The following is a 25183-nucleotide window of genomic DNA, read 5'->3' as shown; positions in this document are numbered from 1 at the left end:
GGGCATGGCTGACGAACCACTGATCCTCGGCATCGAGACCTCCTGCGACGAGACCGGCGTGGGCATCGTGCGCGGGCACACGCTGCTCGCCGACGCGCTGGCCTCCAGCGTCGAGGAACACGCCCGGTTCGGCGGGGTGGTGCCCGAGGTGGCCAGCCGGGCCCACCTGGAGGCGATCGTGCCGACCATGGACCGGGCGCTGCGGGAAGCCGGCGTCACCATCGCCGACGTCGACGCCATCGCGGTGACCTCCGGGCCCGGCCTGGCCGGCGCGCTGCTCGTCGGGGTCGCCGCCGCCAAGGGGTACGCGGTGGCCGCCGAGAAACCGGTGTACGGGGTGAACCACCTGGCCGCGCACGTGGCAGTGGACACACTGGAACACGGGCCACTGCCCGAGCCGGCGATCGCGCTGCTGGTCTCCGGCGGCCACTCCTCGCTGCTGCGCGTCGACGACCTGGCCCGGGGTGTCGTCCCGCTCGGCGCCACCATCGACGACGCGGCCGGCGAGGCGTTCGACAAGGTGGCCCGGCTGCTCGGGCTGCCGTTCCCCGGCGGGCCGTACATCGACCGGGAGGCCCGGGCCGGCGACCCGGCGTCGATCGCGTTCCCGCGCGGGCTGACCGCCGCGAAGGACCTGGCCGCGCACCGGTACGACTTCTCCTTCTCCGGCCTGAAGACGGCGGTGGCCCGCTGGGTGGAGGCGCGGCAGCGGGCCGGCGAGCCGGTGCCGGTGGCCGACGTGGCGGCGTCCTTCCAGGAGGCGGTCTGCGACGTGCTGGTCGGCAAGGCGCTGGACGCCTGCCGCACCAGCGGGATCGACACGCTGGTCATCGGCGGCGGGGTGGCGGCCAACTCCCGACTGCGGACGATGGCCGAGCAGCGGGCCGCCAGGCACGGCGTCCGGGTGCGTACGCCCCGGCCGAAGCTCTGCACGGACAACGGCGCGATGGTGGCGGCGCTCGGCTCGCACCTGGTCGCCGCGGGCGTCGCCCCGAGCCGGCTGGACCTGCCCGCCGACTCGGCGATGCCGCTGACCGTGGTCAGCGTCTGACCGGGGAGGAATTGACATGATCGTCCGGATGTGGGAGGCGAAGGCCGAGCCGTACGGCTTCGCCGACCTGATCACCTGGGTCTGCGAGACCGCGCTGCCCGAGTTCGAGCACGACCCGATGCACGTGGCCAGCGAGGTGTTCTCCTCCACCGACCACCGGCTGGTGGTCATCTCCAAGTGGCGGAACAACCCGCGCGACCTGCCCGAGCCGCCCCTGCGGCTGGTCGCCCGCCCGCCGCACAGCTGGGACTTCACCGAGGTCGACCGCTAGGCCGGAATTGGATGGCGTCCCGGCGGGGCCGCCGCCTAGCGTCGGTGGGTCATGCGCTTCTCACCGGCCGGCGATCCCGGCACCCCCGACGCGCGGTCCGCCACCCGCTACCTGGTGTGGCTCGCCGGGCGGCATCCCGTCTACTTCGGCGGCGGCCTCACCCTCGGCGTGATCTGGATGCTGGCCCAGGCGTTGGTGCCGGCCGCGATCGGCCGGGCGGTGCAGGCCGGGCTGGCCCAACGCGACCCGGACGCGCTGTTGCGCTGGGCCCTCGCCCTGCTCGGGTTGGGCCTGGTCCAGGCCGGCGCCGGCATCCTGCGGCACCGCTGCGCGGTGCACAACTGGCTCGGCGCCGCGTACCGCACGGTGCAGGTCACCGTCGACGCCACCAACCGGCTCGGCGCCGCGTTGCCCCGCCGGGTCGCCGCCGGCGAGGTGGTGAGCATCGGCACGTCCGACATCGAGCACATCGGCAGCGCGGTGGACATCACCGCCCGGGGTGCCGGGGCGGTGGTCGGCATCGTCGCGGTCGCGGTGATCCTGCTCGACGCCTCCGTGCCGCTCGGCCTGGTGGTGGTGCTCGGGGTGCCGCTGCTGATGGCGCTCGTCGCACTGCTGATCCGGCCGCTACACCGCCAACAGGCGGCCTACCGCGAGTCGACCGGCCGGCTCACCGCCCGGGCCGCCGACATCGTCTCCGGCCTGCGGGTGCTGCGCGGCGTGGGCGGGGAGCCGGTGCTGGCGGCCCGCTACCGGGAACGGTCGCAGGCGTTGCGCGCCGACGGCCTGCGGGTGGCCCGGGTGGAGTCGCTGCTCCAAGCCGCGCAGATCCTGCTGCCCGGCGTCTTCGTGGTGCTGGTGACCTGGCTCGGCGCCCGGTTCGCCCTACGCGGCGAGATCACCGCCGGTCAGCTCGTCTCCTTCTACGGCTACACCGCGTTCCTGGTCAGCCCGCTGCGCAACCTCACCGAGGCGGCCGACAAGCTGACTCGGGGGCACGTCGCGGCCCGCCGGGTCGTCCGGCTGCTGCGGCTCGCACCGGAGTTCACCGACCCGGCCCGCCCGGTGCCGGTGCCGGCCGGTCCGGGTGAGCTGGTGGACGTGCGTTCCGGGCTGGTGCTGCGGCCGGGCCGGCTCACCGCGCTGGCCGCCACCGCGCCGCAGGACGCCGCCGAGATCGCCGACCGGCTCGGGCGCTACGTCGACGGGGACGTGACGCTGCACGGCGTACCGCTGCGGGACGTGGCGCTGGCGACGGTGCGCGAGCGGATCCTGGTGGCCGACAACGACGCGCAGCTGTTCAGCGGGGTGCTCCGCGCGGAGCTGGACCCGCACGACCGGGCCGACCCGGCGGCGGTCCGGGCGGCGCTGGCCGCGGCGAGCGCGACGGACGTCGTCGAGGCGCTGCCCGGCGGTCTGGACGGCGCGGTCGCCGAGCGCGGCCGGGAGTTCTCCGGCGGGCAGCGGCAGCGGTTGCGGCTGGCCCGCGCGCTGGTCGCCGACCCGGAGACGCTGATCCTCATCGAGCCGACGAGCGCGGTTGACGCGCACACCGAGGCGCAGATCGCCGACCGGCTCGGCGCGGCCCGGCGCGGTCGCACCACGCTGGTCTGCACCACCAGCCCGCTGCTGCTCGGCCGGGCCGAGCACGTGGTCTTCGTGGAGGACGGCAAGGTCGTCGCCGAGGGCCGGCACGAGGAACTGCTCGCCGCCGAGCCCCGGTACGCGGCCACGGTGAGCCGGGAGGAGGACCGATGAGCAACGCGCTGCCCGTCGCCGACGGCGCGCGGGTCCGCCGGTACGTGCGGGAGCTGGTCCGCCGGCATCCGCGCGGCCTGGCCGCGGTGCTCGGCCTGCACGCGCTGGCCGCGGCGGCCGGGCTGGTCACCCCGCGACTCCTCGGCGACCTGGTCGAAGGCATCTCCCGGGGCGTCGGCGCGACGACCGTGGACCGGGTGGTCGCGGTGATCGCCGCGTTCGTGGTGGTGCAGTCGGTGCTGGTCCGTTTCGCGCACCTGGCCTCGGCCCGGCTCGGCGAGCGGGTCCTCGCCGAGCTGCGCGAGGAGTTCGTCGACCGGGTGCTCGCGCTGCCGCTGTCCACCGTGGAGCGGGCCGGCACCGGTGACCTGCTCACCCGCACCTCGCGGGACGTCTCCGCGCTGTCCCGGACGGTCCGCTTCGCCGGGCCGGAGACGCTGATCGCGGCGCTGACCGTGCTGCTGATCCTCGGCGCGCTGGTGCTGACCGGTCCGCTGCTGGTGCTGCCCAGCCTGCTCGCGGTGCCGGTGCTCTGGGCCGGCACCCGCTGGTACCTGCGCCGCGCGCCGGCGGGCTACCTGCGGGAGAACGCCGCCTACTCGGACATCACCGACGGGATCAGCGAGACGGTCGAGGGCGCGCGGACCACCGAGGCGCTGCGCCAGGCGGCCCGCCGCCGGGCCCGCGGCGACGCGGACATCGAGCGGTCGTACGCGGCCGAGCGTTACACGCTGCACCTGCGCACCGTGTTCTGGCCGGTGGCCGAGTTCGGCTACCTGGTGCCGATGGTGGCCACCCTGCTCATCGGCGGCTGGTTCCACCTGAAGGGCTGGGCCAGCCTCGGCCAGGTCACCGCCGCCACCCTCTATGCCCAGCAGCTCACCGACCCGATCGAGCGGCTGCTCGGCTGGCTGGACGAGTTCCAGGTGGGCGGCGCCTCGCTGGCCCGGCTGCTCGGCGTCGCCGTCGAGCCGGACGACAGTTCCCCGGCGCCGACCGGCGCGGGCCGCCGCGACGCCGACGGCCGGCTGGCCGCGCACGACGTCCGGTACGCCTACCGGCCCGGCCACGACGTGCTGCACGGCGTGACGCTGGTGCCCCGACCGGGGGAACGCCTGGCCATGGTGGGTCCGTCCGGGGCGGGCAAGTCCACGCTGGGCCGGCTGCTGGCCGGGGTGCACACCCCGACCGCCGGTGCGGTGACGGTTGACGGCCGGCCGCTCGACGGGCTGCCCCTGGACGAGTTGCGCACCCACGTCGCGCTGGTCAGTCAGGAACACCACGTGTTCATCGGCACGCTCGCCGACAACGTGGCGATGGTCCGGCCGGCCGCCGGGCCCGACGAGGTGCGCGCCGCGCTGGCCGCGGTCGACGCGCTGGACTGGGCGCGGGCGCTGCCGGCGGGCCTGGACACGGTCGTGGGCGCGGGCGGGCACCCGCTCACCCCGGCGCAGGCGCAGCAGCTCGCGCTGGCCCGGCTGGTGCTGGCCGACCCGCACACGCTGGTGCTGGACGAGGCCACCTCGCTGATCGACCCCCGGGCGGCCCGGGCGCTGGAGCGCTCACTGGCCGGGGTGCTGCACGGGCGGACCGTCATCGCCATCGCGCACCGGCTGTTCTCCGCGCACGACGCCGACCGGGTGGCGGTGGTGTCCGACGGCCGGATCACCGAGTTGGGGACGCACGACGAGTTGGTCGCCGCCAACGGCTCCTACGCCGCCCTCTGGCGTTCCTGGCACGGCTGAGAGGTAAGGAGGGGGCCCCGGTTAACGCCTGGCGTTGTACCGGGGCCCCTTCTTAACAGCCGTCACGCGCGGCGCATCAGCCGCCAGGTCGCGTAGCCGCCGGTGCCCAGCGCGATCAGGAACACCGCCCACACCACGCCGGTGCCGACCTGGAGCCCGCCGCCGGTGCCCACGTTGGCCTGGGCCGCGTCGACCAGCCGGTCGCTCGGCCCGGCCGGGAGCGCGGCCGGCGGCAACTGCTGCCAGCGGACCAGCCCGGTGCTCTCCAGCATGGTCATGTGATCGTTGACGAACCTGTTCGCGTCCTCGGCGAGCTTGCGCACGATCGGGTCCCGGGTGCTGGACCGCACCGCCCCGATCACCGGGAAGATCTTGCCGTGGGCGACCCGGAGCCGGGTGACGAAGATCTGGTCGAACTGGGCGCCGGTGGCGTTCTGCATCTCGGTCAGCCACCCCTTCTGCTGCGTCGTCGGGTCCGTCGGCAGGGTCGCGCCGAGCCGGTTGGCCGCCTCCACCACCAACTGGTCCAGCACCGCGTGCTGCCGGGCGATCTCCGCCCCGATCTCCCGTACCCGGGGGGACCGGCCCTTCTCGGCGGCCATCTGCCCGGCCGGCATCTCCCACAGCCCGGCCAGCCGGACGCCGTTGAGCAGCGTCATGTCGGCGGCGTTCATCTGCACGCCGGGGTTGGGTGCGGCCTGTGCCGCGCCGGGAAGGACGCCGATCCCCGCGCCGATCGCGACGAGCAGCAGGGTCACCCGGTGCGCCAGCCGGCGACGTGCGGATTCCAGCGATGCCATGGTTGGGTTGCCTCCTCGATCCGGACCGCTGTGCGGGGTCGTGGACGGCCGCGCCCGCCGGCCGTCCGCACACTGGTACGGATCGCCGGGCCGATCAGTTCAGCGGGTCGGCCAGGAGGCGCTCGAAGGCCAGCTCGGCCGCGCCGATCAGCGCCGCGTCGTCGCCGAGTTCCGGGGTACGCAGCCGCACGTGCTCCAGGCAGGCGGGCAGCCCGTTACGGTTGAGCCGACTGCGCACCTGGGCGGCGGCGGCCAGGTAGAGGTCACGCATGGTGCCGCCGAAGATGACCATCTCCGGGTTGAAGATGTTGACCAGGTTGGCCACGCCGAAGCCGAGCCAGTCGCCGGCCTGCCGGAGCGCGCTCTGCGCGCGGGCGTCCCCCCGGTCGGCGGCGTCGAAGACGCTGAGCAGGGCCTCCCGCCCGCGTGCCTCGGCGTGACCGGCGGCGCGCAGCAGCCCGTACTCGCCGATCTCGGTTTCCCAGCAGCCGCGCCGGCCGCAGTCGCAGCGCGCGCCGTCGCGGACCACCACCATGTGGCCGACCTCACCGCCGTAGCCGCCGTGTCCGGTCAGCCGCCGGCCGCCGGCGATGATGCCGGCGCCCACGCCGACGTCGCCGTACAGGTAGATGACGTTGTCGCAGCCGGTGGCCGCGCCGCGGGCGTGCTCGGCGTAGGCGGCCACGTCGGCGACGTTGCCCACCGTGATCGGCACGTCGATGCCCAGCTCGGCGGCGAGCGCCGCGCCGATCGGCTCGTCCACCCAGCCGGTGGTGGGGCTGAGCCGCACCAGCCCGTCGTCGCGGCGGACCATGCCGCAGACCGCGACCCCGGCGCCGACGCAGACCGACTCCGCCGGCACCGCCTGGTGCATCTCCTTGACCGCGGCGGCCAGCAGCGGGGCGGCCTCCCCGGCGACCAGATTGCGCGGCCGGTCCAGTTCGCGGCGGTCGAGCACCTCGCCGCCGAGCCCGACCCGCGCGGCCCGCAGCCGGTCCACCTCGACGCTGTACGCGTAGGCGTAGACCCGCCCCGACTCGGGCCGGACGACGAGTGACGGTCGTCCGGCCCGGCCGGTTTCCTTCGGCGTCCCCTCGCTGACCAGACCGGCGCCGGCCAGGTCCGCGGTCAGCGCGCCGATGGTGCTGCGGTTGAGCCCGAGCGCGGTGGTCAGCTCCGCGCGGGTGGTGGCGCCGTGCACGTGCACGTAGCGGAGCAATGCGCCCAGGTTCTGCCGGCGGATCTCGTCCTGACTGGGACCCGCGCGCATTGCCACTGCCATTGGGTGTCCGTGCCCGGGGTCAGCGCGTGCCGGTCGAGGCGGCTCGCCGCCTCGACAGCGCGTCGATGGTTGCCGCGGCGAGCAGGACCACGCCGGTCACCACGAACTTGACGCCCGAGCTGTATCCCATCAGTCCCATGCCGTTGTCGATCACCGCGACCACCGCGCCGCCGAGCACGGCGTCCAGGACCCGGCCCTTGCCGCCGAAGAGGCTGGTGCCGCCGATGACGGCCGCGCCGACGGCGTAGAGCAGCACGTTGCTGCCACCGGTGTTGGGGTCGACCGAGTTGGCCCGGCTGGCCGCCACGATGCCGCCGATGGCGGCCATCCCGGAGCAGATGACGAAGACCGAGATGCGGATCTTGTCCACGTTGATGCCGGCGCGGCGGGCCGCCTCGGCGTTGCCGCCGACCGCGTAGATGTGCCGGCCGTAGCTGGTGCGGTGCAGCACGAACGTCCAGATCACCAGCAGCAGCGCGATGATCGGCACCACGATCGGCACGCCCTTGAGCGAGACCACCAGGACGTTGCGGCTGCGCTCCAGGTTGAGCACGTAGACCGCGACGCCGAGGATCACGGCGAGGCCGCCGATCCGCGCGGCCACCACCGCGATCGGGTCGGTGAGCAGGCCGCGGGCGGACCGGTTGCGGTGCCGCAGGAGCTGCACGGCGGCGTACCCGGCGACGGCCGCCACGGCCAGCGTCCAGCCCAGCACGGGCGGGAGGTTGCGGTTGGCGATCGCCACCAGCACCTGGTCCCGGACGGCGATGTTGGCGCCCTCGTCCATCAGCGTCAGCACCACGCCCTGGAAGGCGAGGAAGCCGGCGAGGGTGACCACGAAGGACGGGATGCCGACCTTCGCCACCAGCAGGCCGAGCACGAGGCCGATCACCACGCCGGTGCTGACGGCGGCGAGCACCGCCACGTACCACGGGTAACCGAGCACGGTGACCACGTTGGCCAGGATCGCCGCGCAGACGCCGCTGGCGAAGCCGGCGGAGAGGTCGATCTCGCCGAGCAGCAGGACGAAGACCAGGCCCATCGCGATGAGCGTGACCGCGGCGCCCTGGGTGAACAAATTGGCGAGGTTGCCGGCGGTGAAGAACGACGGGCGGGCGATCGAGAAGCCCACGGCGAGCACCAGCAGCATGACCACCGCGGGCAGTGCGCCGATGTCGCCGCCGCGTACCCGGCGCCAGTAGTTGTACACGTGGTTGCCCACGGTCGGCGCCGGCGCCAGGCCGGCCGGGCGTTCCTTCTTCACGGCGGTGGCGGTCATCGGACGGCTCCTGGGGTGGTGTCGGCGGGCGCGGCGCCGGCGCCGTTGCTGCCCGGTTCGCCGGCGAGGCCGAGGTCGCCGGAGCGGCCGGCGGTGATCAGCTCGACCACCTGCGAGTGGGTGATGTCGGTGGTCTTCACCTGGGCGACCATCTGGCCGAGGTAGAGCGCGGCGATCCGGTCGGAGACGGCGAAGACGTCGTTCATGTTGTGCGAGATGAGCACCACGGCCAGGCCGTTGTCGGCCAGCCGGCGGACCAGCTCCAGCACCTGGGCGGTCTGCGCGACGCCGAGCGCGGCGGTCGGCTCGTCCAGGATGACCAGCTTGCTGTTCCAGAGCACCGCCTTGGCGATGGCCACCGTCTGCCGCTGCCCACCGGAGAGGCTGGACACGTGCTGGCGCAACGACTTCACGGTGCGGACGCTGAGGCCGTCCAGGGTCTCGGCGGCCATTTGTTCCATGGTCGGCTCGTCGAGCACGATGCCGCTGCGCTTCTCCCGGCCGAGGAACATGTTCTGCACGATGTCGAGGTTGTCGCAGAGCGCCAGGTCCTGGTAGACGACCTCGATCCCGAGCGCGGCGGCGTCCCGGGGGCTGCTGATGCTCACCTGCCGGCCGTCGAAGAGGAACTTGCCGGCGTCGGTGGGGTAGATGCCGCTGATGCACTTGACCAGGGTCGACTTGCCGGCGCCGTTGTCGCCGACAAGTGCGGTCACCTCGCCGGGGTGCGCGGCGAAGGTGACGTCACGCAGCACCTGGACGGGACCGAAGCTCTTGTCGATCCCGCGTAGCTCCAGCAGGGGGGTTGCGGACACGGGGGTCTCCTTTGGGCGGAGGGAGGTCTCGGAGCCCGTCCGGCGTGGGCGCCGCCCGGCACGGGAGTGGTCCCGTGCCGGGCGGCGCCGCCTGAGGCGGGAAGGGGTCAGCTCACGCCGGCGTCGGTGCAGAGCTTGGCGAACGCACCGGTGCAGAGCTCTTCCTTGGTGACGTAACCGTCGGCCACGACGTCGTTGACGTTCTCCTTGTAGATGGCCTTCGGCTCCAGCAGCACGGCCGGCACGTCCCGGTTGCCCTCCGGGTCCTTGACGGTCTGGCCGGTGTCCTTCTTCTCGCCCTTGGCGAGCGCGATGGCCAGCTCGGAGGCGGCGTCCGCCTCCTTCTTGACCGCCTTGTAGACGGTCATGCACTGGTCGCCGGCGAGGATGTTCTGCAGGCCCTCCTTTGTGGCGTCCTGACCGGTCACCGGGACCTTGCCGTTGAGCTTGTTCTTCTTCAGCACCGAGATGGCCGCGTTGCCGAGACCGTCGTTGGCGGCGAGCACACCGTCGATCTTGCCACGGGCCTTGGTGAGCTGCTGCTCGAAGATGGTGGCGGCCTGCGCGTTGTCCCACGCCGGCACCGAGTCGTCGGCCACCTTGGTGTATTCGTTCGCGTCGAACTTCGGCTTGAGCACCGAGTCGTAGCCGTTCTTGAACAGGGTGGCGTTGTTGTCGGTCGGCGAGCCGTTCAGGTAGGAGATCGCCGGGTTCTTGACGCCCTTGTCGGTCAGGCACTTGACCAGGCCCTCGCCCTGGAGCTTGCCGACCGCCTCGTTGTCGAAGCTGACGTAGTACTGGGCGGAGCCGCCCAGGGTCAGCCGGTCGTAGTCGATGGTGGCGACGCCCTGCGACTTGGCCTTGTCAAGCACGGCCTTGCCGGTGCCGGAGTCCAGGTTGACGATCATCAGCACGTTGACGCCGCTGGTGATCATCTGGTCGGCGATGGTCTGGAACGCGGTCTTGTCGTTCTGCGCGTTCTGGATGTCGGACTCGACCCCGGCGGCGTCGAACGCCGCCTTGAGGTACTTGCGGTCCGCCCCCTCCCAGCGGGCGGAGGACTTGCTGTCCGGCAGGATCACGCCGATCTTCGGCTTCTTGTCGTTCGAACCGCCGGCCTGGTCGGAACCGCCGTCGTCACCGCAGGCGGTCAGGCCGCCGGTCGCGAGGAGGCCGACGGCCGCGAAGGTGAGGAAGCCCTTGCGCATGTGCACGGGTCCTTTCGGGGGGTGGGGGAGTTGCGAATCGGTGTTTTGTTGTGCCCGGCAACGTATTCCGCCCTTCCCGCCCTTCGCAAGACTGCCGAGGTCAGAAGTTTGTTGGCGGCGGTAACAATTCAGCAACGCGGTTGTCACCCGACCGTCACCGGCTGCGGAAACGCTCCCACGGGTCCGGTTCAGCCCGCGGCGATCGGGGCGGACACGGCCCGGTCAGCGCCTTCAGGTCGTCGGCGAGCCGGAACGGGCACCGTCGGGGACGGCGGTCAGCGGGCGGTCGGCACCGGGCGGCAGATCAGCACGGTGGGCGCCCCGGCCACCCGGGTCAGCACCAGGCTGGCCGCCTCGTCGCCGGCCAACCGCAGGTCGCGGCGCAGCCGCTCCGGCTCCAGCGCCGACCCGCGCTTGAGGATCTCCACCCGGCCGACCCGGCGCTCCCGGAGCAGGGCGCGCAGCCGCTTCAGCGAGAACGGCAGCACGTCGGTGACCTCCAGGCAGCGGGCGAACGGGGTGGGCCGCGCCGCGTCCGCGTAGAGGTAGGCGATCGACGGGTCGGCGAGCGTGGCGTCGAGCTCGGCGGCCAGCTCGGCGACGAGGTGCGCGCGCACCACCGCCGGGTCCGGGTCGTACAGGAACCGCCGCACCGCATCCACCTCCGCCTCGTCCGCGCCGCTGCCGGTGAGGTGGTGAGAGGGGGCCCCTTCTCTACCGGAGGCGTTAACCGGGGGCCCCTCCTTGCACCGCAGGACTGTGGCGCGGCGGGGGACGTCTGCGAGGGGGCCGCACCAGAGGGCGGCCTCGACCAGGTCGCCGTCGACGCTCACCCACTCGGCCTCGGCGCCGGCCGGGATCAGCGCGTGGTCCAGGCCGGGCGCCACCTTGACCACGGTGCGCGGCACCCGCGCGGCCAGCCCGGTGACGAAGTCCCACGGCGGCGAGTAGGCGTTCGGGTCGAAGATGCGCCGTCCGGTGCCGGCCCGCCGCCGCGCCGGGTCGCAGAACGCGCCGTCGATCCGGCGCACGTCGAACGCGGTGGCGTCGCCGCACTCGATCGTGACCAGCGCGGCCAGCCCGGCCGCCTCGGCGTTCGCGGCGGCCATCGCGGCGGTCGTCGGGTCGGCCTCCACCCCGTACACCCGGATGCCGGCGCGGGCCGCGGCGAGCGCGTCGGCGCCCAGGCCGCAGCCGAGGTCGGCGAGGCTGGTCACGCCCGCGGCGCGCAGCCGGGCGGCCCGCCGGTCCGCGACCACCCGGCGGGTGGCCTGCTCCAGCCCGGCCCGGGTGAGGAACATCCCGGCCGCCGCCGGGCCGAACTTGCCGGCCGCCCGGCGGCGCAGCTCCGCCTGGGTCAGTGCCGCCGCCGCGAGCCCGCCGGGGATGCCGGCCGAGCGCAGCGCCGCCGCCGCGACCAGGGGGTCGCCGCCGGCCACCTCCGCCGCCGCGGCGAGCGCGGCCGACCCCGCGGGGGTACGCAGCGCGGTGAGCTGGTCGAGTTCCACCCGTCCATTCTCCCGACCCCTTCCCGGGGCGACACGTTGGGCGAGCCGCTGGCACTCTCCTTGACGGAGTGCTAGCCGAGGAATAACCTGCGATTAGCACTCTCACCCTGAGGGTGCCAACCTTCGGGCCCTGGTGTCCGGGGGTTGAACGCCAGGCGGACCGGCACCCGCGACGACGGCCCCGCCCGGTGGCATGTGGCAGATTGACGCTGGTCGGCATGCCGACCGGTAACGACACCAAGTACCCCAGGAGGGTATGCCCGTGACTACCGCGACCAAGGTTGCGATCAAGCCGCTCGAGGACCGCATCGTGGTGCAGGCGAACGAGGCCGAGACCACCACCGCCTCGGGCATCGTGATCCCCGACACCGCCAAGGAGAAGCCGCAGGAGGGCACCGTCCTCGCTGTCGGCCCGGGCCGGATCGACGACAAGGGCAACCGCGTGCCGGTCGACGTGAAGGTCGGCGACACCGTTCTCTACTCGAAGTACGGCGGCACCGAGGTCAAGTACGCCGGCGAGGAGTACCTGGTGCTCTCCGCCCGCGACGTCCTCGCGGTCATCGAGAAGTAAGCAACCGATCAGTGTCGTTGCCCCGGTCCGGCTCGCCGGGCCGGGGCAACGTCGCTTCGAAGGGATACTGATGGCAAAGATCCTGAGCTTCTCGGATGACGCCCGGCACCGGCTCGAGCACGGTGTCAACGCCCTCGCGGACGCGGTCAAGGTCACCCTCGGCCCCCGCGGGCGCAACGTCGTCCTGGACAAGAAGTTCGGTGTGCCCACGATCACCAACGACGGCGTGACCATCGCCAAGGAGATCGAGCTCACCAACCCCTACGAGAACCTCGGCGCGCAGCTGGTCAAGGAGGTGGCGACCAAGACCAACGACGTCGCCGGCGACGGGACCACCACCGCGACCGTGCTGGCCCAGGCCATGGTCCGCGAGGGCCTGCGCAACGTGGCCGCCGGCACCAACCCGACCGGCCTGAAGCGGGGCATCGACGCTGCCGCCGCGAAGGTTTCCGAGGCGCTGCTCGGCAAGGCCGTCGAGGTCGCCAGCAAGGAGTCGATCGCGCACGTGGCGACCGTCTCCGCGCAGGACGCCACGATCGGCGAGCTGATCGCCGAGGCGATGGAGCGGGTCGGCCGCGACGGTGTGATCACCGTCGAGGAGGGCTCCGCGCTCACCACCGAGCTGGAGGTGACCGAGGGGCTCCAGTTCGACAAGGGCTTCATCTCGCCCAACTTCGTCACCGACGCGGAGGGGCAGGAGTCGGTCCTGGAGGACCCGTACATCCTGATCACCACGCAGAAGATCTCGGCGATCGAGGAGCTGCTGCCGCTGCTGGAGAAGGTCCTCCAGAACAACAAGCCGCTGCTCATCATCGCCGAGGACGTCGAGGGCCAGGCCCTGTCCACGCTGGTCGTCAACGCCATCCGCAAGACCGTCAAGGTCTGCGCGGTGAAGGCCCCTGGCTTCGGCGACCGTCGCAAGGCGATGCTGCAGGACATGGCGATCCTGACCGGCGCCGAGTTGGTCGCCCCGGAACTGGGCTACAAGCTCGACCAGGTCGGCCTGGAGGTGCTCGGCACCGCCCGGCGCGTCGTGGTCGACAAGGAGAACACCACCGTCGTCGACGGTGGCGGCAAGTCCACCGAGGTCGCCGACCGGGTCGCCCAGATCCGCAAGGAGATCGAGGCGTCGGACTCCGAGTGGGACCGGGAGAAGCTGTCCGAGCGGCTGGCGAAGCTCTCCGGTGGCATCGCGGTGATCAAGGTCGGCGCGGCCACCGAGGTCGAGATGAAGGAGCGCAAGCACCGCATCGAGGACGCCATCGCCGCGACCAAGGCCGCGGTCGAGGAGGGTACGGTCCCGGGCGGCGGCGCCGCGCTGGCCCAGATCCTGCCGGTGCTCGACGACGACCTGGGCTTCACCGGTGAGGAGAAGGTCGGTGTCTCGATCGTGCGCAAGGCGCTGGTCGAGCCGCTGCGCTGGATCGCCCAGAACGCCGGCCACGACGGCTACGTGGTGGTGCAGAAGGTCGTCGACCAGCAGTGGGGCACCGGCCTCGACGCCGCCACCGGCGAATACGTCGACCTGGCCAAGGCCGGCATCATCGACCCGGTGAAGGTGACCCGCAACGCGGTCTCCAACGCCGCGTCGATCGCCGGCCTGCTGCTCACCACCGAGAGCCTCGTGGTGGAGAAGCCGGCCGAGCCGGAGCCGGCCGCCGGTGGGCACGGCCACTCGCACGGCCACGGCCACCAGCACGGCCACGGCCACCAGCACGGCCCGGGTTTCTGACCCGAGGAGCACGGCCCGACGTCAGGGCGCATCGCCGAGCCGGCGGTGTGCCCTGACGCGGATCCGATTACGGAACGCTGACAAGATTGGCGGCCGGCCCGACCGGTCGACCACACTGGGCCGGGTGAGCACGATCTCCCGCCGCCACGCGGCCCTGTCCGGTGTCGTCGCCGCCGTGGTGGCGCTCGGCGCCGCCGAGCCGGTGGCCGTCCTGACCGGCCCCCGGTCCGCCCCGCTGATCGCCGTCGGCGGCCTCGTGGTCGACTTGGTGCCGGAGCCGCTCAAGCAGTTCGCCATCGACGTGTTCGGCACGTCCGACAAGATCGCCCTGCTGGTCGGCACGGCACTGCTGCTGGCCGGCTTCGCGGCGCTGCTCGGCCTGGCCGCGGCCCGCCGGCTGGCGATCGGCCTGGCCGGCATCGCCGTGTTCGCCGCGCTCGGGGTGACCGCTGCGCTGACCCGGCCCTACGCGGACGGCTTCGACGCCCTGCCCTCGCTGATCGGCGCCGGCCTCGGCGGGTTGACGCTCTGGGCGTTCGTGGCCGGCCCGCTGCGCGCCGACCGCGACCCCGCCGCCCCGGCGACGTCCGGTCGCGCCGCCGCGACCGCCACCCGGCCCGAGCCCTCCTCGCCTCCGGCGGTGACCGGTCCGGCGTCGCGGCCCCGGCCCGCGCCGCCGCCGGTCGCCGCGTTCGCGCGGGAGGAGGAGAACCCGGGTGGTTGGGAGCCGTTGGAGGGCGGTGACCAGGAGTCACGACGCCGGTTCCTGCGCGGCGCCGGCCTGCTGACCGGCGCCGCGGCGGTGGCCGGTCTGGGTGGGCACTGGCTCGCCGGGCGGCGCGGCGTCACGGCGGCCCGGCAGGCGGTGACGTTGCCGGCGCCGGCGACGCCCGCACCGCCGGTGCCGGCCGGCGCGGACCTGTCCCTGCCCCGGCTCGCCCCCTACGTCACGCCGAACCGGGAGTTCTATCGGATCGACACCGCGCTCGTGGTGCCGCAGGTGGATCCGGTGACCTGGAAGCTGCGCATCCACGGGCGGGTCCGCAACCCGATCGAACTGAGCTTCGACGACCTGCTTTCCCGGCGCATGGTGGAGCGCTACGTGACGTTGGCCTGCGTCTCCAACGAGGTGGGCGGTGACCTGATCGGCAACGCCCGTTGGCTCGGCGTACCGATCAAGGAACTGCTCGACGAGGCCGACCCGGAGCCGGGCGCGGACCAGGTGGTCGGGCGCTCGGCCGACGGCTGGACCTGCGGCACTCCCACGTCGCTGCTGCGCGACGGGCGCGACGCGCTGCTCGCGGTGGGGATGAACGGCGAGCCGCTGCCGGTCGAGCACGGCTTCCCGGTGCGGATGGTGGTGCCCGGCCTCTACGGGTACGTCTCGGCGTGCAAGTGGCTGACCGAGCTGGAACTGACCAGCTTCGCCGACTTCGACGCGTACTGGGTGCCGCGCGGCTGGTCCGCCCAGGGCCCGGTCAAGACGCAGTCCCGGATCGACACGCCCCGCGCCCGCAGTCGCCCGACCGCCGGGCCGGTGACGGTCGCCGGCGTGGCGTGGGCGCAGCATCGCGGCGTCCGCCGCGTCGAGGTGCGCGTCGACGACGGCCCCTGGCGGGAGGCGACGCTCGCTGCGGCGGTGTCGACGGACACCTGGGTCCAGTGGTCGTGGCGCTGGGCCGCCACCTCCGGCGAGCACCGCCTCCAGGTGCGCGCCACCGACGCGGCCGGGGAGACGCAGCCGGAGCGGCGCAGCCCGGTCGCTCCGGACGGCGCGACCGGCTGGCACACCGTCACGGTGACCGTCGGCTGACCGCCTCTGATCAACGCGCGGTGCCGTGACGATCGGACAGGTACGGGCGCGTGGGCGGTGTGCGGGCACGGGTGGCGTGCGGCAGTGTCCGGGGCGAAGTGCCTTTCGAGCTGATGTCGGCAACGACTCAGCCGCCGCCGGCGGCAGGCCCCCGGCCGCCGGCACCGTCACCGGGCCGTTCCTGCTGCTGCTGGCCGGCGCGGGCCTGGCCTGGGCCAGGTGAGCATGTCGAGCGCTTCGGCCCGGCTGCGGGCTCTCCTCCCGGCGGCAGCCGGTCTCGGAGACGACGCCGCGCCCCCGGGGCCGGGAGCGCGGCGTCGGGACGTGCGACTGGTCAGGCGACCTTGCGCTGGTCGGGGACGGCGGTCTTGTGCGGCCGGCCGAGGCGCGCCTCCAGCCGGGCGACGTCCACCCGGGACTGGCGGCGGTCGGCCAGGTCCTCCCAGCCGAGGGCGAGCAGCCGCAGCCGCTCGGACTCGCTGAACCCGCCCCAGACGCCGTAGGGCTCGCGGACGGCGAGGGCGTGTGCGGCGCACTCGGCGCGTACCGGGCAGGTGCGGCAGACCGTCTTCGCGCCGGTCTCGCGGCGCAGCCGGGACGAGCCGCGCTCGCCGTCCGGGTGGAAGAACTGGGCGCTGTCGCGGCCCCGGCAAGCGCCGAGCCGCTGCCAGTCCCAGAGGTCGACGATGGGTCCAGGCAGCCTACGTACGTTCGACATCAGCACCCCTCCTCCCGCGCGGCACCGCGGAGAATGTTCGTGGCCAGCTACCGGGCGGCGGTCCGCGCGGGATGCCGGTTCCGGATGAACGACTCGGTACCCGAGCCATCCCCGGCTCACACATCTGTGATCGAAAACCTCGGACAGTCGACGGCATATGCCCCATCTGTCGGAAAAGTTCGGATGATTGCTCGGAACCCCCACCCGACCCCACCCGCGCGTGGTCTGCTCTGAGTCGGAGAGGAGACCACAGTGCGTAGCGTTCTGATATGCGTACGGACACCATTGGCGGCCCAGCATCTGACCTCCGCGGCGGCGCGGCTCGGGCTGTCCGGCGTCGTCCGGACGGCCGTCTCCGATCCCGAGGTGATGTTGCGGCTCGCCGAGCGTCCGGTCGACGTGGTGCTGGCCGACACCGCCCTCACCCGACCGGACAGCGCCGGTTTCGTGCGCCGGGTGCTCGCCCGGGCGCCGCAGGCCGCGGTGCTGCTGCTCGGCGCCGAGGAGTCGGAGTCGGCGGCGGCCACCATCAGCGCCGGGGCACGCGGTCTGATCCAGAACGCCGACCACGACCTGACCAGCGCGGTCGCGAAGGCGCTGCTGCTGCTCTCCGCCCCCGGGCGGGCCAACCGGCACCGGGTGGCCGACACCGCCCGGGACGCGGCGGCGGTCGGCGGGCCCACCCGGGCGGCGGCGCCCGGGCGTACCCCGGGCGGGCCGAACTGGCCGGCGGCGCCGGTGGACGCGGCGGGCCTGCCCACGGTGGTGCCGGTGCAGCGGGGCGAGGATGCCAACGACCCGGCGGCGGAGGGGGCGGAGCCGCCCCAGCCGGGCCAGCGCCCGGCGCGGACGCCGCGCAGCGCGATCGGGCTCACCGAGCGTGAGCTTCAGGTGCTGCTCGGCATGGCGGAGGGCAAGAGCAACGCGGAGATCGGGCGCGAGTTGTTCGTCTCCGAGGACACCGTCAAGACGCACGCCCGGCGGCTGTTCCGCAAGCTCGGCGCGCGCGACCGGGCGCACGCGGTGGCCGCCGGCTTCCGGGCCGGCCTGGTCGCCTGAGCGGCGGCGGCTCAGGTCTGCGCGGCGTCGTCGTCCGTGCCCTCGGTGAGCGTGTCGTGCACACCGTCCGCGTAGCCGCGGGCGTAGTCCCAGCTCACGTAGTGGTCGGGGTCGGGATCATAGGCCGGCTCGTGCACCCGGGGGCGCCCCGAGTTGAGCAGGTGGCGCAGGTTGCCCCGCAGCAGGTCCCAGTCGAAGTAGTGCGGCTCGCGGCAGTCCTCGCACTCGATCACCAGGCCACGCACCCCGATCGGCTGGAGCAGGGCCTGGTAGATCTCCAGGTCGGCGAGATCCTCCAGGACGTCCTGTCGCTCGACCTCGGTCAGCGGGTCGAGTGTCTCCTCCTCGCCGGAATCGTGCAGGCCGGCAGCCGGATCGGCCGGGTCGCCGTTGAACGGGTCGATGGGCTCGTCGTGCACCCCCTCACCGTAGACCCCGCGCCGCCGGAAAGCCCGCCCCCGGCCGCGCTGTGGCCCGGCCTACGCCGGGCCCGCCACTGCCCGGGACCGGTCGGGCCAGTGGGTACGATGAGGCGACGCGCCGTCACCTAGGGGAGCAATCGTGGAGAATTCGCCCAGCACCGAGATTCCGGCCGGCCCCGACGGCGGCGAGCTGGGTGGCCATCTGCCCGAGCTGCCGGCCGGTTCCGCCCGGGTGGTGCCGCTCGGGCTGACCTTCGACGACGTGCTCCTGCAGCCCGGCGAGTCGGACGTGGTGCCCAGCCGGGTGAACACCCGCACCCGGCTGACCCGCACCATCGAGCTGACCGTGCCGCTGCTGTCCAGCGCGATGGACACCGTCACCGAGGGGCGGATGGCGATCGCCATGGCCCGCCAGGGCGGCATCGGCGTGCTGCACCGCAATCTGTCCGTCGAGGATCAGGCGCTCCAGGTCGACCTGGTCAAGCGTTCCGAGTCCGGCATGATCACGAATCCGGTGACCGCCAGCCCGGACGACACGCTGCGCGACGTGGACGCGCTCTGCGGTCGCTACCGCATCTCCGGCGTGCCGGTGGTCGACGGGCAGGGCCAGTTGGTCGGCATCGTGACCAACCGCGACATGCGCTTCGTCTCCGACCCGGCCACGCCGGTGCGCGACATCATGACCCGGACCCCGCTGATCACCGCACCGGTCGGGGTGAGCAAGGACGACGCGCTCGACCTGCTGCGCCGCCACAAGGTCGAGAAGCTGCCGATCGTCGACGGATCCGGCAAACTGCGCGGCCTGATCACGGTCAAGGACTTCACCAAGAGCGAGCAGTACCCGGACGCCACCAAGGACGAGGCGGGCCGGCTCCGGGTCGCCGCCGCGATCGGCGTGGGCGAGGACTCCTACAAGCGGGCGCGCACGCTCGTCGACGCGGGCGTCGACGTGTTGATCGTGGACACCGCGCACGGCCACCAGCGGGCCGTGCTGGAGATGGTCGCCCGACTCAAGCGGGACGTGACCATCGACATCGTGGGCGGTAACGTCGCCACCTACGCGGGCGCGAAAGCGCTCGTCGAGGCCGGCGCCGACGGGGTCAAGGTGGGCGTCGGCCCGGGCGCCATCTGCACCACCCGGATCGTGGCCGGGGTGGGCGTGCCGCAGATCACCGCGATCATGGAGGCGGCCCGGGCCGCCCGCCCGGCCGGTGTGCCGGTGATCGGCGACGGCGGCATCCAATACTCCGGCGACATCGCGAAGGCCCTCGTCGCCGGCGCCGACACGGTGATGCTCGGCAGCCTGCTGGCCGGCTGCGAGGAGAGCCCCGGCGAGCTGATCTTCATCAACGGCAAGCAGTACAAGGCGTACCGGGGGATGGGCTCGCTCGGCGCGATGCAGTCGCGCGGCCAGGCCAAGTCGTACTCCAAGGACCGCTACTTCCAGCAGGACGTGACAAACGACGAGAAGCTGGTCCCCGAGGGTGTCGAGGGGCAGGTGCCCTACCGGGGCCCGCTCGCCCAGGTCGCGCACCAGCTCACCGGCGGTCTGCGGCTCGCCATGGGCTATGCGGGCGCGGAGAGCATCGCCGAGCTGCACCAGCGTGGCCAGCTCATCCGGATCACCGCGGCCGGGCTCAAGGAGAGCCACCCGCACGACATCCAGATGACCGTCGAGGCGCCCAACTACCACTCCCGCTGACCTCTCCCTCCACCCCCGAACACACCTGGAGTCCCCATGCGTGACGTGGTCGAGATCGGGCTGGGCAAGACCGCGCAGCGCGGTTACCACCTGGACGACATCGCCATCGTGCCGAGCCGCCGCACCCGGGACGTCGACGACGTCTCCACCGCGTGGCAGCTCGACGCCTACCCGTTCGGCATCCCCTGCGTCGCGCACCCCTCGGACGCCACCATGAGCCCCGCCTCCGCGGTGCGCCTCGGCGAGCTGGGCGGCCTCGGCGTGCTCAACGTCGAGGGTCTCTGGACCCGCTACGAGAACCCGACCAAGGTGCTGGAGGAGTTGGCCAGCCTCGGCGAGGACGCCCGGGCCACCAAGCGGCTCCAGGAGGTCTACGCCGAGCCGATCCGGCCCGACCTGATCGCCGAGCGGGTCCGCGAGCTGCGCGCCGGCGGCGGCACGGTGGCCGTCCGGGTCTCGCCGCAGCACACCCTGGCGCTGGCCCCGGTGATCCTGGACGCCGGCGTGGACATCCTGGTCATCCAGGGCACGCTCGTCTCCGCCGAGCACGTCTCCACCACCGACGAGCCGTTGAACCTCAAGGAGTTCATCGCCGACCTCGACCTGCCGGTCGTCGTCGGCGGCTGCACCGACTACAAGACCGCGCTGCACCTGATGCGCACCGGAGCGGCCGGCGTGATCGTGGGCATCGGCGGCGACGACTGGTCGACCACCGAGTCGGTGCTCGGCATCCGGGTGCCGATGGCCACCGCCATCGCCGACGCCGCCGCGGCCCGCCGCGACTACCTCGACGAGACCGGCGGCCGGTACGTGCACCTGATCGCCGACGGCGACATGCAGACCTCCGGCGACATCGCCAAGGCGCTCGGCTGCGGCGCGGACGCGGTGATGCTCGGCGAGCCGCTCTCGCTCTGCGAGGAGGCCCCGGCCGGCGGCGCCTGGTGGCACTCCGCCGCCAGCCACCCGTCGCTGCCCCGGGGCGCGTTCGAGGTGGCCGGCGAGCCGATCGGCTCGATGGAGCGGTTGCTGTTCGGCCCCGCCGACGAGCCGGACGGCCAGCTCAACCTGTTCGGCGGCCTGCGCCGCGCGATGGCCAAGTGCGGCTACCGCGACCTCAAGGAGTTCCAGAAGGTCGGCCTGGTCCTGGACCGCTGACCGGCCGGCCCGCACCGGGTCGACCACGCTGGTCGGAGCAACCGTTTCCACCGCAACCGGTGTGGTCGACGCCGTTCGACGCCTAGGGTCGATGGATGGCGCGCAGAGGGCTCTGGGCGGCGGGCGTGCTGGCGGTGGCGCTCGCGGCCGGCGGCTGCACCGGCGGGCACGGCGACGGTTTCCGGCCCGGGGCGGCGGACGCCGGTGATCCGTACGTGCCGGGCGCCGGCAACGGCGGCTACGACGTCGACCACTACGCGCTGGACGTCCGCTACGAGCCGGCAGACGACCGGCTCACCGGCACCGCCACGTTGACCGTCACCGCCACCCGGGCGCTGTCGGCGTTCCAGCTCGACCTGGCCGGGCTCGAAGTCGACCGGGTCCGGGTCGACGGCGAGCCGGCGAAGCACCGGCACGACGCCGCGGAGCTGATCGTCACGCCCGCGCGCGGGTTGCCGGCCGGGAAGCGGTTCACCGTCGAGGTGGCGTACGGCGGGGTGCCGAAGCCACTGCCCGTCCCCGAGCTGGGCGACGGCGGGTTCCACCACACGCCGGACGGGGCGATCGCGCTCGGCCAGCCCGAGTCGGCCAGCACCTGGTTCCCGGTCAACGACCACCCGTCGGACAAGGCCACCTACGACGTCGCGGTCACCGTGCCGGACGGGCTCGCCGCGCTCTCCAACGGCGTCCCGGCGGGCCGGACGAGCAGCGGCGGCCGGACCACCTGGCGCTGGTCGGAGCGCTCGCCGATGGCCAGCTACCTGACCACCCTGGTGATCGGCGACTACCGGGTGACCACCGGCACGCACGCCGGCAAGCCGCTGGTCACCGCCGTCGCCGCGGCGCTGCCCGCGGACGGGCCGGCCGCCGCGTCGGTGGCCCGCACCGGCGAGGTCGCCGACTTCCTGGCCGCCCGCTTCGGGCCGTACCCGTTCGACGCGTACGGCGGGGTGGCGGTCGCCGACGACCGGATCCGGTACGCGCTGGAGACCCAGACCCGCCCGGTCTACGGGCCGGGCTTCTTCGCCGGCGGCCGGCCGAACACCGAGGTGGTCGCGCACGAGCTGGCCCACCAGTGGTTCGGCGACAGCGTGTCGGTGGCCCGGTGGAGCGACATCTGGCTGAACGAGGGCTTCGCGACGTACGCCGAATGGCTCTGGGCCGAACACGACGGCGGCCGGACCGTGGCGCGGACCGTCGCCGACCGCTACGCCGCCACCGACTGGTCTAAGCCGACGGTGGACCCGGGCCGGGCGGGGATGTTCGGCGACGCGGTCTACCAGCGCGGCGCGCTCGCGGTGCACGCGCTGCGCCGGGCGCTCGGCGACGAGACGTTCTTCCGCGTCCTGCGCGGGTGGCTGGCGCGGCACCGCGACGGCAACGTCAGCACCGCGGACTTCGTCGGGTACGCGGAGCGGTCCGCCGGCCGGCCGGTGCGGGCGCTCCTGGACGCCTGGCTGACCGGCGCGACGCCGCCGGCCCTGCCGTGACGCGGGCGTGATCGGTGCTCGGTAGGCTGCCGCGGGCGGAACGGCCCGCGGGCAGGGGTCGCCGTTCGGGGGCCCGGGAGGGATCGAGGCGATGGCGCGGCGCGGCGGACGACGATGGCTCGGGCTGCTGGCCTGCGGGACGCTGCTGCTGGCCGGCTGCGGATCGGCCGAGCCGGACCGGAGCGCGGCGGCGCCCAGCGAACCCGGCCCGACCGCCACCCGCAGCTTCGCGCCCGGCGCGGCCGGCGTCGGTGACAGCTACTTCCCGACCTACGGCAACGGCGGCTACGACGTCGCCAACTACACCATCAAGGTGCGCTACGACCCGGACACCGACAAACTGACCGGCACCACCACGGTGCGGGCCACCGCCACCGCCGACCTGTCCGCGTTCAACCTGGACCTGGCCGGGCTGACGGTCCGCTCGGTCACCGTGGACGGCGTCGCCGCCCGGCACGCCCGCACCGACGACGAGCTGGTCGTCACGCCCGCCACCGGCCTCACCTCCGGCAACGGCTTCGTCACCGAGGTCCGGTACGACGGCCGGCCGGCGGCCCTGCGCACCGAGGCGCTCGGCGAGGGCGGCTGGCTGCACACCGCCGACGGGGCCGTCGCGCTCGGCCAGCCGGAGTCGGCGAGCACCTGGTTCCCGGTGAACGACCACCCGTCGGACAAGGCCACCTACGACGTCGAGATCACCGTGCCGAAGGGGCTCACGGCGGTCGGCAACGGCGTGCCGAAGGGCGAGACGACGGCCGGTGACTGGACCACCTGGCGCTGGTCGGAGGACTCGCCGATGGCCAGCTACCTGAGCATGGTGGCGATCGGGAAGTTCCGCGTCACCACCGACCGGCACCGGGGCCGACCGGTCTTCAACGCGGTGACCGCCCAGTTGCCCGAGGGCGCGCCGGACCGGTCGATCGCCCGCACCGTCGAGGTCGCGGACTACCTGGAGAGCATCTTCGGGCCGTACCCGTTCGCCGCGTACGGCGGCGTGGTGGTCGCCGACGACCGGATCCGGTACGCGCTGGAGACGCAGAGCCGGCCGGTCTACGGCGCCAGCTTCTTCCGCCGCGGCGACAACACCGGCGTGGTGGCGCACGAGCTGGCCCACCAGTGGTACGGCGACAGCGTCTCGATCCAGCGCTGGCAGGACATCTGGCTCAACGAAGGGCTGGCCACCTACGCGGAGTGGCTCTGGGCCGAGCACAGCGGATCCTCGACCGTCCAGCGCACCTTCGAGCAGACGTACGCGGCGGCCCCCGGCCCGGTGTGGCGGACGCCGCCGGGCAAGCCGGGGGTGGAGAACCTGTTCGGCCGGTCGGTCTACGAGCGCGGCGCGATGACCGTGCACGCGTTGCGGATGGCGGTGGGCGACACCGCGTTCTTCGCCATCCTGAAGACCTGGGCGGCGGAGCGGAAGAACGGCAACGCCACCACCGCGGACTTCGTGGCGCTGGCGGAGCGGGTGTCCGGCAGGAAGCTGGACAAGCTCTTCGACGCCTGGCTGTTCGGCACCGAACGTCCCGCCCTGCCGAAGGCGAGGTAAGGCCGGGCCCCTTGTTAACGCATTCTGCATAACAGGGGGCCCCTCCTAACACCTCAGCTTGTGACGCGCAGGGACGGATGCGCGGTGAGGAACGTCTCGGCGCGGCCGGCGCGCAGGGCGGTGAGGAAGTCGCGGCCCGGCTTCTGCAGCTGCTCGCCGCGGTAGGATCCGCCGCTGCCCACCCCGGTGCCGGGCAGCCCGACCAGGGTGATCCGGCCCGCCGGCAGGCCGCCCAGGGCGTACGAGAAGTCGATCAGTTTCCGCCCGCCGCCGACGTATACCAGGGTCCTGCCGAGCGCGGCGACCACCTGCTCGACCCGCTGCGGGTCGCGGGGGGTGCCCTGGGCGAGGAGCTTGCCGGCGAGCGCGCGGACGAGCTGCTGCTGGTGCCGCTGCCGGGTGTAGTCGCCGCCGGCGGTGTAGCGCTGCCGGGCGTAGTCGAGCGCCTGCCAGCCGACCAGGTGCCGGTCGCCTTCCTGGTAGACCATCTGCGGCCCGGTGTAGCCGCCGCGGCCCAGCGGGCGCATCTTCCCGTCCGGCCGGCGGTGCCGGGAGGCGACCCTCTGGTCGACGTGCAGGTCGACGCCGCCGAGCGTGTCCACCAGCCTGTCGAACCCGCCGAAGGTGATCACCGCGCCGGCGTCGATGCGCAGCCCGGTGTAGCGGGAGACCGTGGCGCGCAGCAGCTCGTAGCCCTGGGCGGTGCTGGGGTGGGCCTTGTCGCCCGGCACCCGGCTGCCGTAGCTCATCGCGTGGGTGAGCTTGGTCTTCCCGCCCGGGTAGCGGGCCTTCGGGTAGGCGGGGATGTCGACCACCAGGTCGCGGGGGAGGGAGAAGAGGTACGCCCGGTCCAGCCCGGCGGGCACGTGCAGCAGCAGGACGGCGTCGGCGTGCGGCTCCCACCCGGGGATGCTGACCCGGGTGTCGACGCCGACGAGCATCAGGTTGAGCGGGCCGGTCAGGTCGGCGCCGGGCGGCGGGGTCGGGCTGGCGGTGGTCGGCGCCGGCGTCGGCGAGACCGGTGACGAGGTGGCCGGCGTGGCGGCCCGGGTCGGCGTGGGGTGCCCGGCGAGCCGGGTGGTCACCACCGTGCCGCCGGCGACCAGCAGTGCCGCCACCAGGGCGGCCAGGCCGAGCAGGCGTCGTGTCGTCACGCGTTCTTTCCTCTCCCCGTGCCTTCGACGCGTCCGGGGACGCCGAAGGTTGCCCCGGCGGCCGGAGCGCTCTGCATGATCTGCGAAAAACTCGCGCTGGC

The 25183-nt window shown here is 73.5% G+C and carries 21 protein-coding genes; 12 read left to right on the top strand and 9 right to left on the bottom strand.

Going from position 1 to position 25183, the window contains the following annotated elements; genetic code table 11:
• Positions 1-4 precede the first annotated feature (4 nt).
• The 4 genes from tsaD to AB0H28_RS01275 are packed head-to-tail and all read left to right on the top strand — an operon-like array spanning position 5 to position 4825.
• Positions 5-1051, top strand: a complete 1047-nt coding sequence (tsaD, locus tag AB0H28_RS01290; protein WP_358032532.1) for a tRNA (adenosine(37)-N6)-threonylcarbamoyltransferase complex transferase subunit TsaD — start codon at positions 5-7, stop codon at positions 1049-1051.
• Between the two features lie 16 nt (positions 1052-1067).
• Positions 1068-1322 carry a hypothetical protein gene (locus tag AB0H28_RS01285; RefSeq protein WP_358032529.1) on the top strand — a complete coding sequence of 85 codons (255 nt, stop codon included), beginning with the start codon at positions 1068-1070 and terminating at the stop codon, positions 1320-1322.
• A gap of 51 nt (positions 1323-1373) precedes the next feature.
• Positions 1374-3080, top strand: a complete 1707-nt coding sequence (locus AB0H28_RS01280) for an ABC transporter ATP-binding protein (RefSeq protein ID WP_358032527.1) — start codon at positions 1374-1376, stop codon at positions 3078-3080.
• On the top strand, positions 3077-4825 hold the full coding sequence (locus AB0H28_RS01275; protein WP_358032523.1) for an ABC transporter ATP-binding protein: 1749 nt from the start codon (positions 3077-3079) through the stop codon (positions 4823-4825). Before AB0H28_RS01280 ends, AB0H28_RS01275 begins: the two co-directional genes overlap by 4 nt.
• 62 nt (positions 4826-4887) lie before the next feature.
• Here AB0H28_RS01275 and AB0H28_RS01270 read toward each other — a convergent pair whose 3' ends face one another.
• The 6 genes from AB0H28_RS01270 to AB0H28_RS01245 all read right to left on the bottom strand — a co-directional run bounded on the left by AB0H28_RS01270 (position 4888) and on the right by AB0H28_RS01245 (position 11717).
• Positions 4888-5625, bottom strand: a complete 738-nt coding sequence (locus AB0H28_RS01270; RefSeq protein WP_358032521.1) for a DUF4142 domain-containing protein — start codon at positions 5623-5625, stop codon at positions 4888-4890.
• A gap of 94 nt (positions 5626-5719) precedes the next feature.
• Positions 5720-6895, bottom strand: a complete 1176-nt coding sequence (locus AB0H28_RS01265) for an ROK family protein (protein ID WP_358032519.1) — start codon at positions 6893-6895, stop codon at positions 5720-5722.
• Between the two features lie 31 nt (positions 6896-6926).
• Positions 6927-8186, bottom strand: a complete 1260-nt coding sequence (locus AB0H28_RS01260) for an ABC transporter permease (protein WP_358032517.1) — start codon at positions 8184-8186, stop codon at positions 6927-6929.
• Positions 8183-9001: an ATP-binding cassette domain-containing protein gene (locus AB0H28_RS01255; RefSeq protein WP_358032514.1), complete on the bottom strand. Its 819-nt coding sequence runs from the start codon at positions 8999-9001 to the stop codon at positions 8183-8185. Before AB0H28_RS01255 ends, AB0H28_RS01260 begins: the two co-directional genes overlap by 4 nt.
• 107 nt (positions 9002-9108) lie before the next feature.
• Positions 9109-10209, bottom strand: a complete 1101-nt coding sequence (locus AB0H28_RS01250) for a substrate-binding domain-containing protein (protein ID WP_358032512.1) — start codon at positions 10207-10209, stop codon at positions 9109-9111.
• 275 nt (positions 10210-10484) lie between these two features.
• Positions 10485-11717: a methyltransferase domain-containing protein gene (locus AB0H28_RS01245; protein ID WP_358032509.1), complete on the bottom strand. Its 1233-nt coding sequence runs from the start codon at positions 11715-11717 to the stop codon at positions 10485-10487.
• 256 nt (positions 11718-11973) lie between these two features.
• Between AB0H28_RS01245 and groES the strand changes: the two genes are divergently transcribed.
• The 3 genes from groES to AB0H28_RS01230 all read left to right on the top strand — a co-directional run bounded on the left by groES (position 11974) and on the right by AB0H28_RS01230 (position 15833).
• Positions 11974-12288, top strand: coding sequence for a co-chaperone GroES (groES, locus tag AB0H28_RS01240; RefSeq protein ID WP_088998427.1), 315 nt, complete (start codon positions 11974-11976; stop codon positions 12286-12288).
• 70 nt (positions 12289-12358) lie between these two features.
• Positions 12359-14020: a chaperonin GroEL gene (gene groL / locus AB0H28_RS01235; RefSeq protein WP_358032506.1), complete on the top strand. Its 1662-nt coding sequence runs from the start codon at positions 12359-12361 to the stop codon at positions 14018-14020.
• 124 nt (positions 14021-14144) lie between these two features.
• Entirely contained in the window at positions 14145-15833 is a 1689-nt protein-coding gene (locus tag AB0H28_RS01230) for a molybdopterin-dependent oxidoreductase (protein ID WP_358032504.1), read from the top strand.
• 334 nt (positions 15834-16167) lie between these two features.
• Here AB0H28_RS01230 and AB0H28_RS01225 read toward each other — a convergent pair whose 3' ends face one another.
• Complete coding sequence (locus AB0H28_RS01225; RefSeq protein WP_358032501.1) at positions 16168-16551, bottom strand: WhiB family transcriptional regulator; 384 nt, start codon at positions 16549-16551, stop codon at positions 16168-16170.
• A gap of 252 nt (positions 16552-16803) precedes the next feature.
• Here AB0H28_RS01225 and AB0H28_RS01220 point away from each other — a divergent pair, with 252 nt between their 5' ends.
• Complete coding sequence (locus AB0H28_RS01220) at positions 16804-17610, top strand: response regulator transcription factor (RefSeq protein WP_358032499.1); 807 nt, start codon at positions 16804-16806, stop codon at positions 17608-17610.
• Between the two features lie 11 nt (positions 17611-17621).
• Here AB0H28_RS01220 and AB0H28_RS01215 read toward each other — a convergent pair whose 3' ends face one another.
• The gene (locus tag AB0H28_RS01215; protein ID WP_358032496.1) at positions 17622-18029 is read right to left on the bottom strand and encodes a DUF5319 domain-containing protein; all 408 of its coding nucleotides are present in this window, start codon (positions 18027-18029) and stop codon (positions 17622-17624) included.
• A gap of 142 nt (positions 18030-18171) precedes the next feature.
• Between AB0H28_RS01215 and guaB the strand changes: the two genes are divergently transcribed.
• From guaB to AB0H28_RS01195, 4 genes are all read left to right on the top strand, one after another.
• Positions 18172-19734 carry an IMP dehydrogenase gene (guaB, locus tag AB0H28_RS01210; protein ID WP_358032493.1) on the top strand — a complete coding sequence of 521 codons (1563 nt, stop codon included), beginning with the start codon at positions 18172-18174 and terminating at the stop codon, positions 19732-19734.
• A gap of 36 nt (positions 19735-19770) precedes the next feature.
• Positions 19771-20889: a GuaB3 family IMP dehydrogenase-related protein gene (locus AB0H28_RS01205; RefSeq protein ID WP_358032490.1), complete on the top strand. Its 1119-nt coding sequence runs from the start codon at positions 19771-19773 to the stop codon at positions 20887-20889.
• A gap of 95 nt (positions 20890-20984) precedes the next feature.
• On the top strand, positions 20985-22379 hold the full coding sequence (locus AB0H28_RS01200) for a M1 family metallopeptidase (RefSeq protein WP_358032486.1): 1395 nt from the start codon (positions 20985-20987) through the stop codon (positions 22377-22379).
• A gap of 91 nt (positions 22380-22470) precedes the next feature.
• Positions 22471-23928, top strand: a complete 1458-nt coding sequence (locus tag AB0H28_RS01195; RefSeq protein WP_358032484.1) for a M1 family metallopeptidase — start codon at positions 22471-22473, stop codon at positions 23926-23928.
• A gap of 53 nt (positions 23929-23981) precedes the next feature.
• Here the strand turns inward: AB0H28_RS01195 and AB0H28_RS01190 are convergent, their stop codons facing one another.
• Positions 23982-25082: an LCP family protein gene (locus tag AB0H28_RS01190; RefSeq protein WP_358032480.1), complete on the bottom strand. Its 1101-nt coding sequence runs from the start codon at positions 25080-25082 to the stop codon at positions 23982-23984.
• Positions 25083-25183 lie beyond the last annotated feature (101 nt).

This window comes from Micromonospora sp. NPDC050980, assembly GCF_040653835.1.
GTDB lineage: Bacteria > Actinomycetota > Actinomycetes > Mycobacteriales > Micromonosporaceae > Micromonospora.
This window is presented reverse-complemented; position numbering and strand designations above follow the sequence as displayed.

Excerpts from the sequence above, each read along its gene's own strand:
- tsaD (WP_358032532.1), top strand. The coding sequence starts at position 5 with ATGGCTGACGAACCACTGATCCTCGGCATCGAGACCTCCTGCGACGAG.
- AB0H28_RS01275 (WP_358032523.1), top strand. The coding sequence starts at position 3,077 with ATGAGCAACGCGCTGCCCGTCGCCGACGGCGCGCGGGTCCGCCGGTAC.
- AB0H28_RS01285 (WP_358032529.1), top strand. The coding sequence starts at position 1,068 with ATGATCGTCCGGATGTGGGAGGCGAAGGCCGAGCCGTACGGCTTCGCC.
- AB0H28_RS01270 (WP_358032521.1), bottom strand. The coding sequence starts at position 5,625 with ATGGCATCGCTGGAATCCGCACGTCGCCGGCTGGCGCACCGGGTGACC.
- AB0H28_RS01260 (WP_358032517.1), bottom strand. The coding sequence starts at position 8,186 with ATGACCGCCACCGCCGTGAAGAAGGAACGCCCGGCCGGCCTGGCGCCG.
- AB0H28_RS01280 (WP_358032527.1), top strand. The coding sequence starts at position 1,374 with ATGCGCTTCTCACCGGCCGGCGATCCCGGCACCCCCGACGCGCGGTCC.
- AB0H28_RS01250 (WP_358032512.1), bottom strand. The coding sequence starts at position 10,209 with ATGCGCAAGGGCTTCCTCACCTTCGCGGCCGTCGGCCTCCTCGCGACC.
- groES (WP_088998427.1), top strand. The coding sequence starts at position 11,974 with ATGCCCGTGACTACCGCGACCAAGGTTGCGATCAAGCCGCTCGAGGAC.
- AB0H28_RS01225 (WP_358032501.1), bottom strand. The coding sequence starts at position 16,551 with ATGTCGAACGTACGTAGGCTGCCTGGACCCATCGTCGACCTCTGGGAC.
- AB0H28_RS01200 (WP_358032486.1), top strand. The coding sequence starts at position 20,985 with ATGGCGCGCAGAGGGCTCTGGGCGGCGGGCGTGCTGGCGGTGGCGCTC.
- AB0H28_RS01205 (WP_358032490.1), top strand. The coding sequence starts at position 19,771 with ATGCGTGACGTGGTCGAGATCGGGCTGGGCAAGACCGCGCAGCGCGGT.
- AB0H28_RS01265 (WP_358032519.1), bottom strand. The coding sequence starts at position 6,895 with ATGCGCGCGGGTCCCAGTCAGGACGAGATCCGCCGGCAGAACCTGGGC.
- AB0H28_RS01195 (WP_358032484.1), top strand. The coding sequence starts at position 22,471 with ATGGCGCGGCGCGGCGGACGACGATGGCTCGGGCTGCTGGCCTGCGGG.
- groL (WP_358032506.1), top strand. The coding sequence starts at position 12,359 with ATGGCAAAGATCCTGAGCTTCTCGGATGACGCCCGGCACCGGCTCGAG.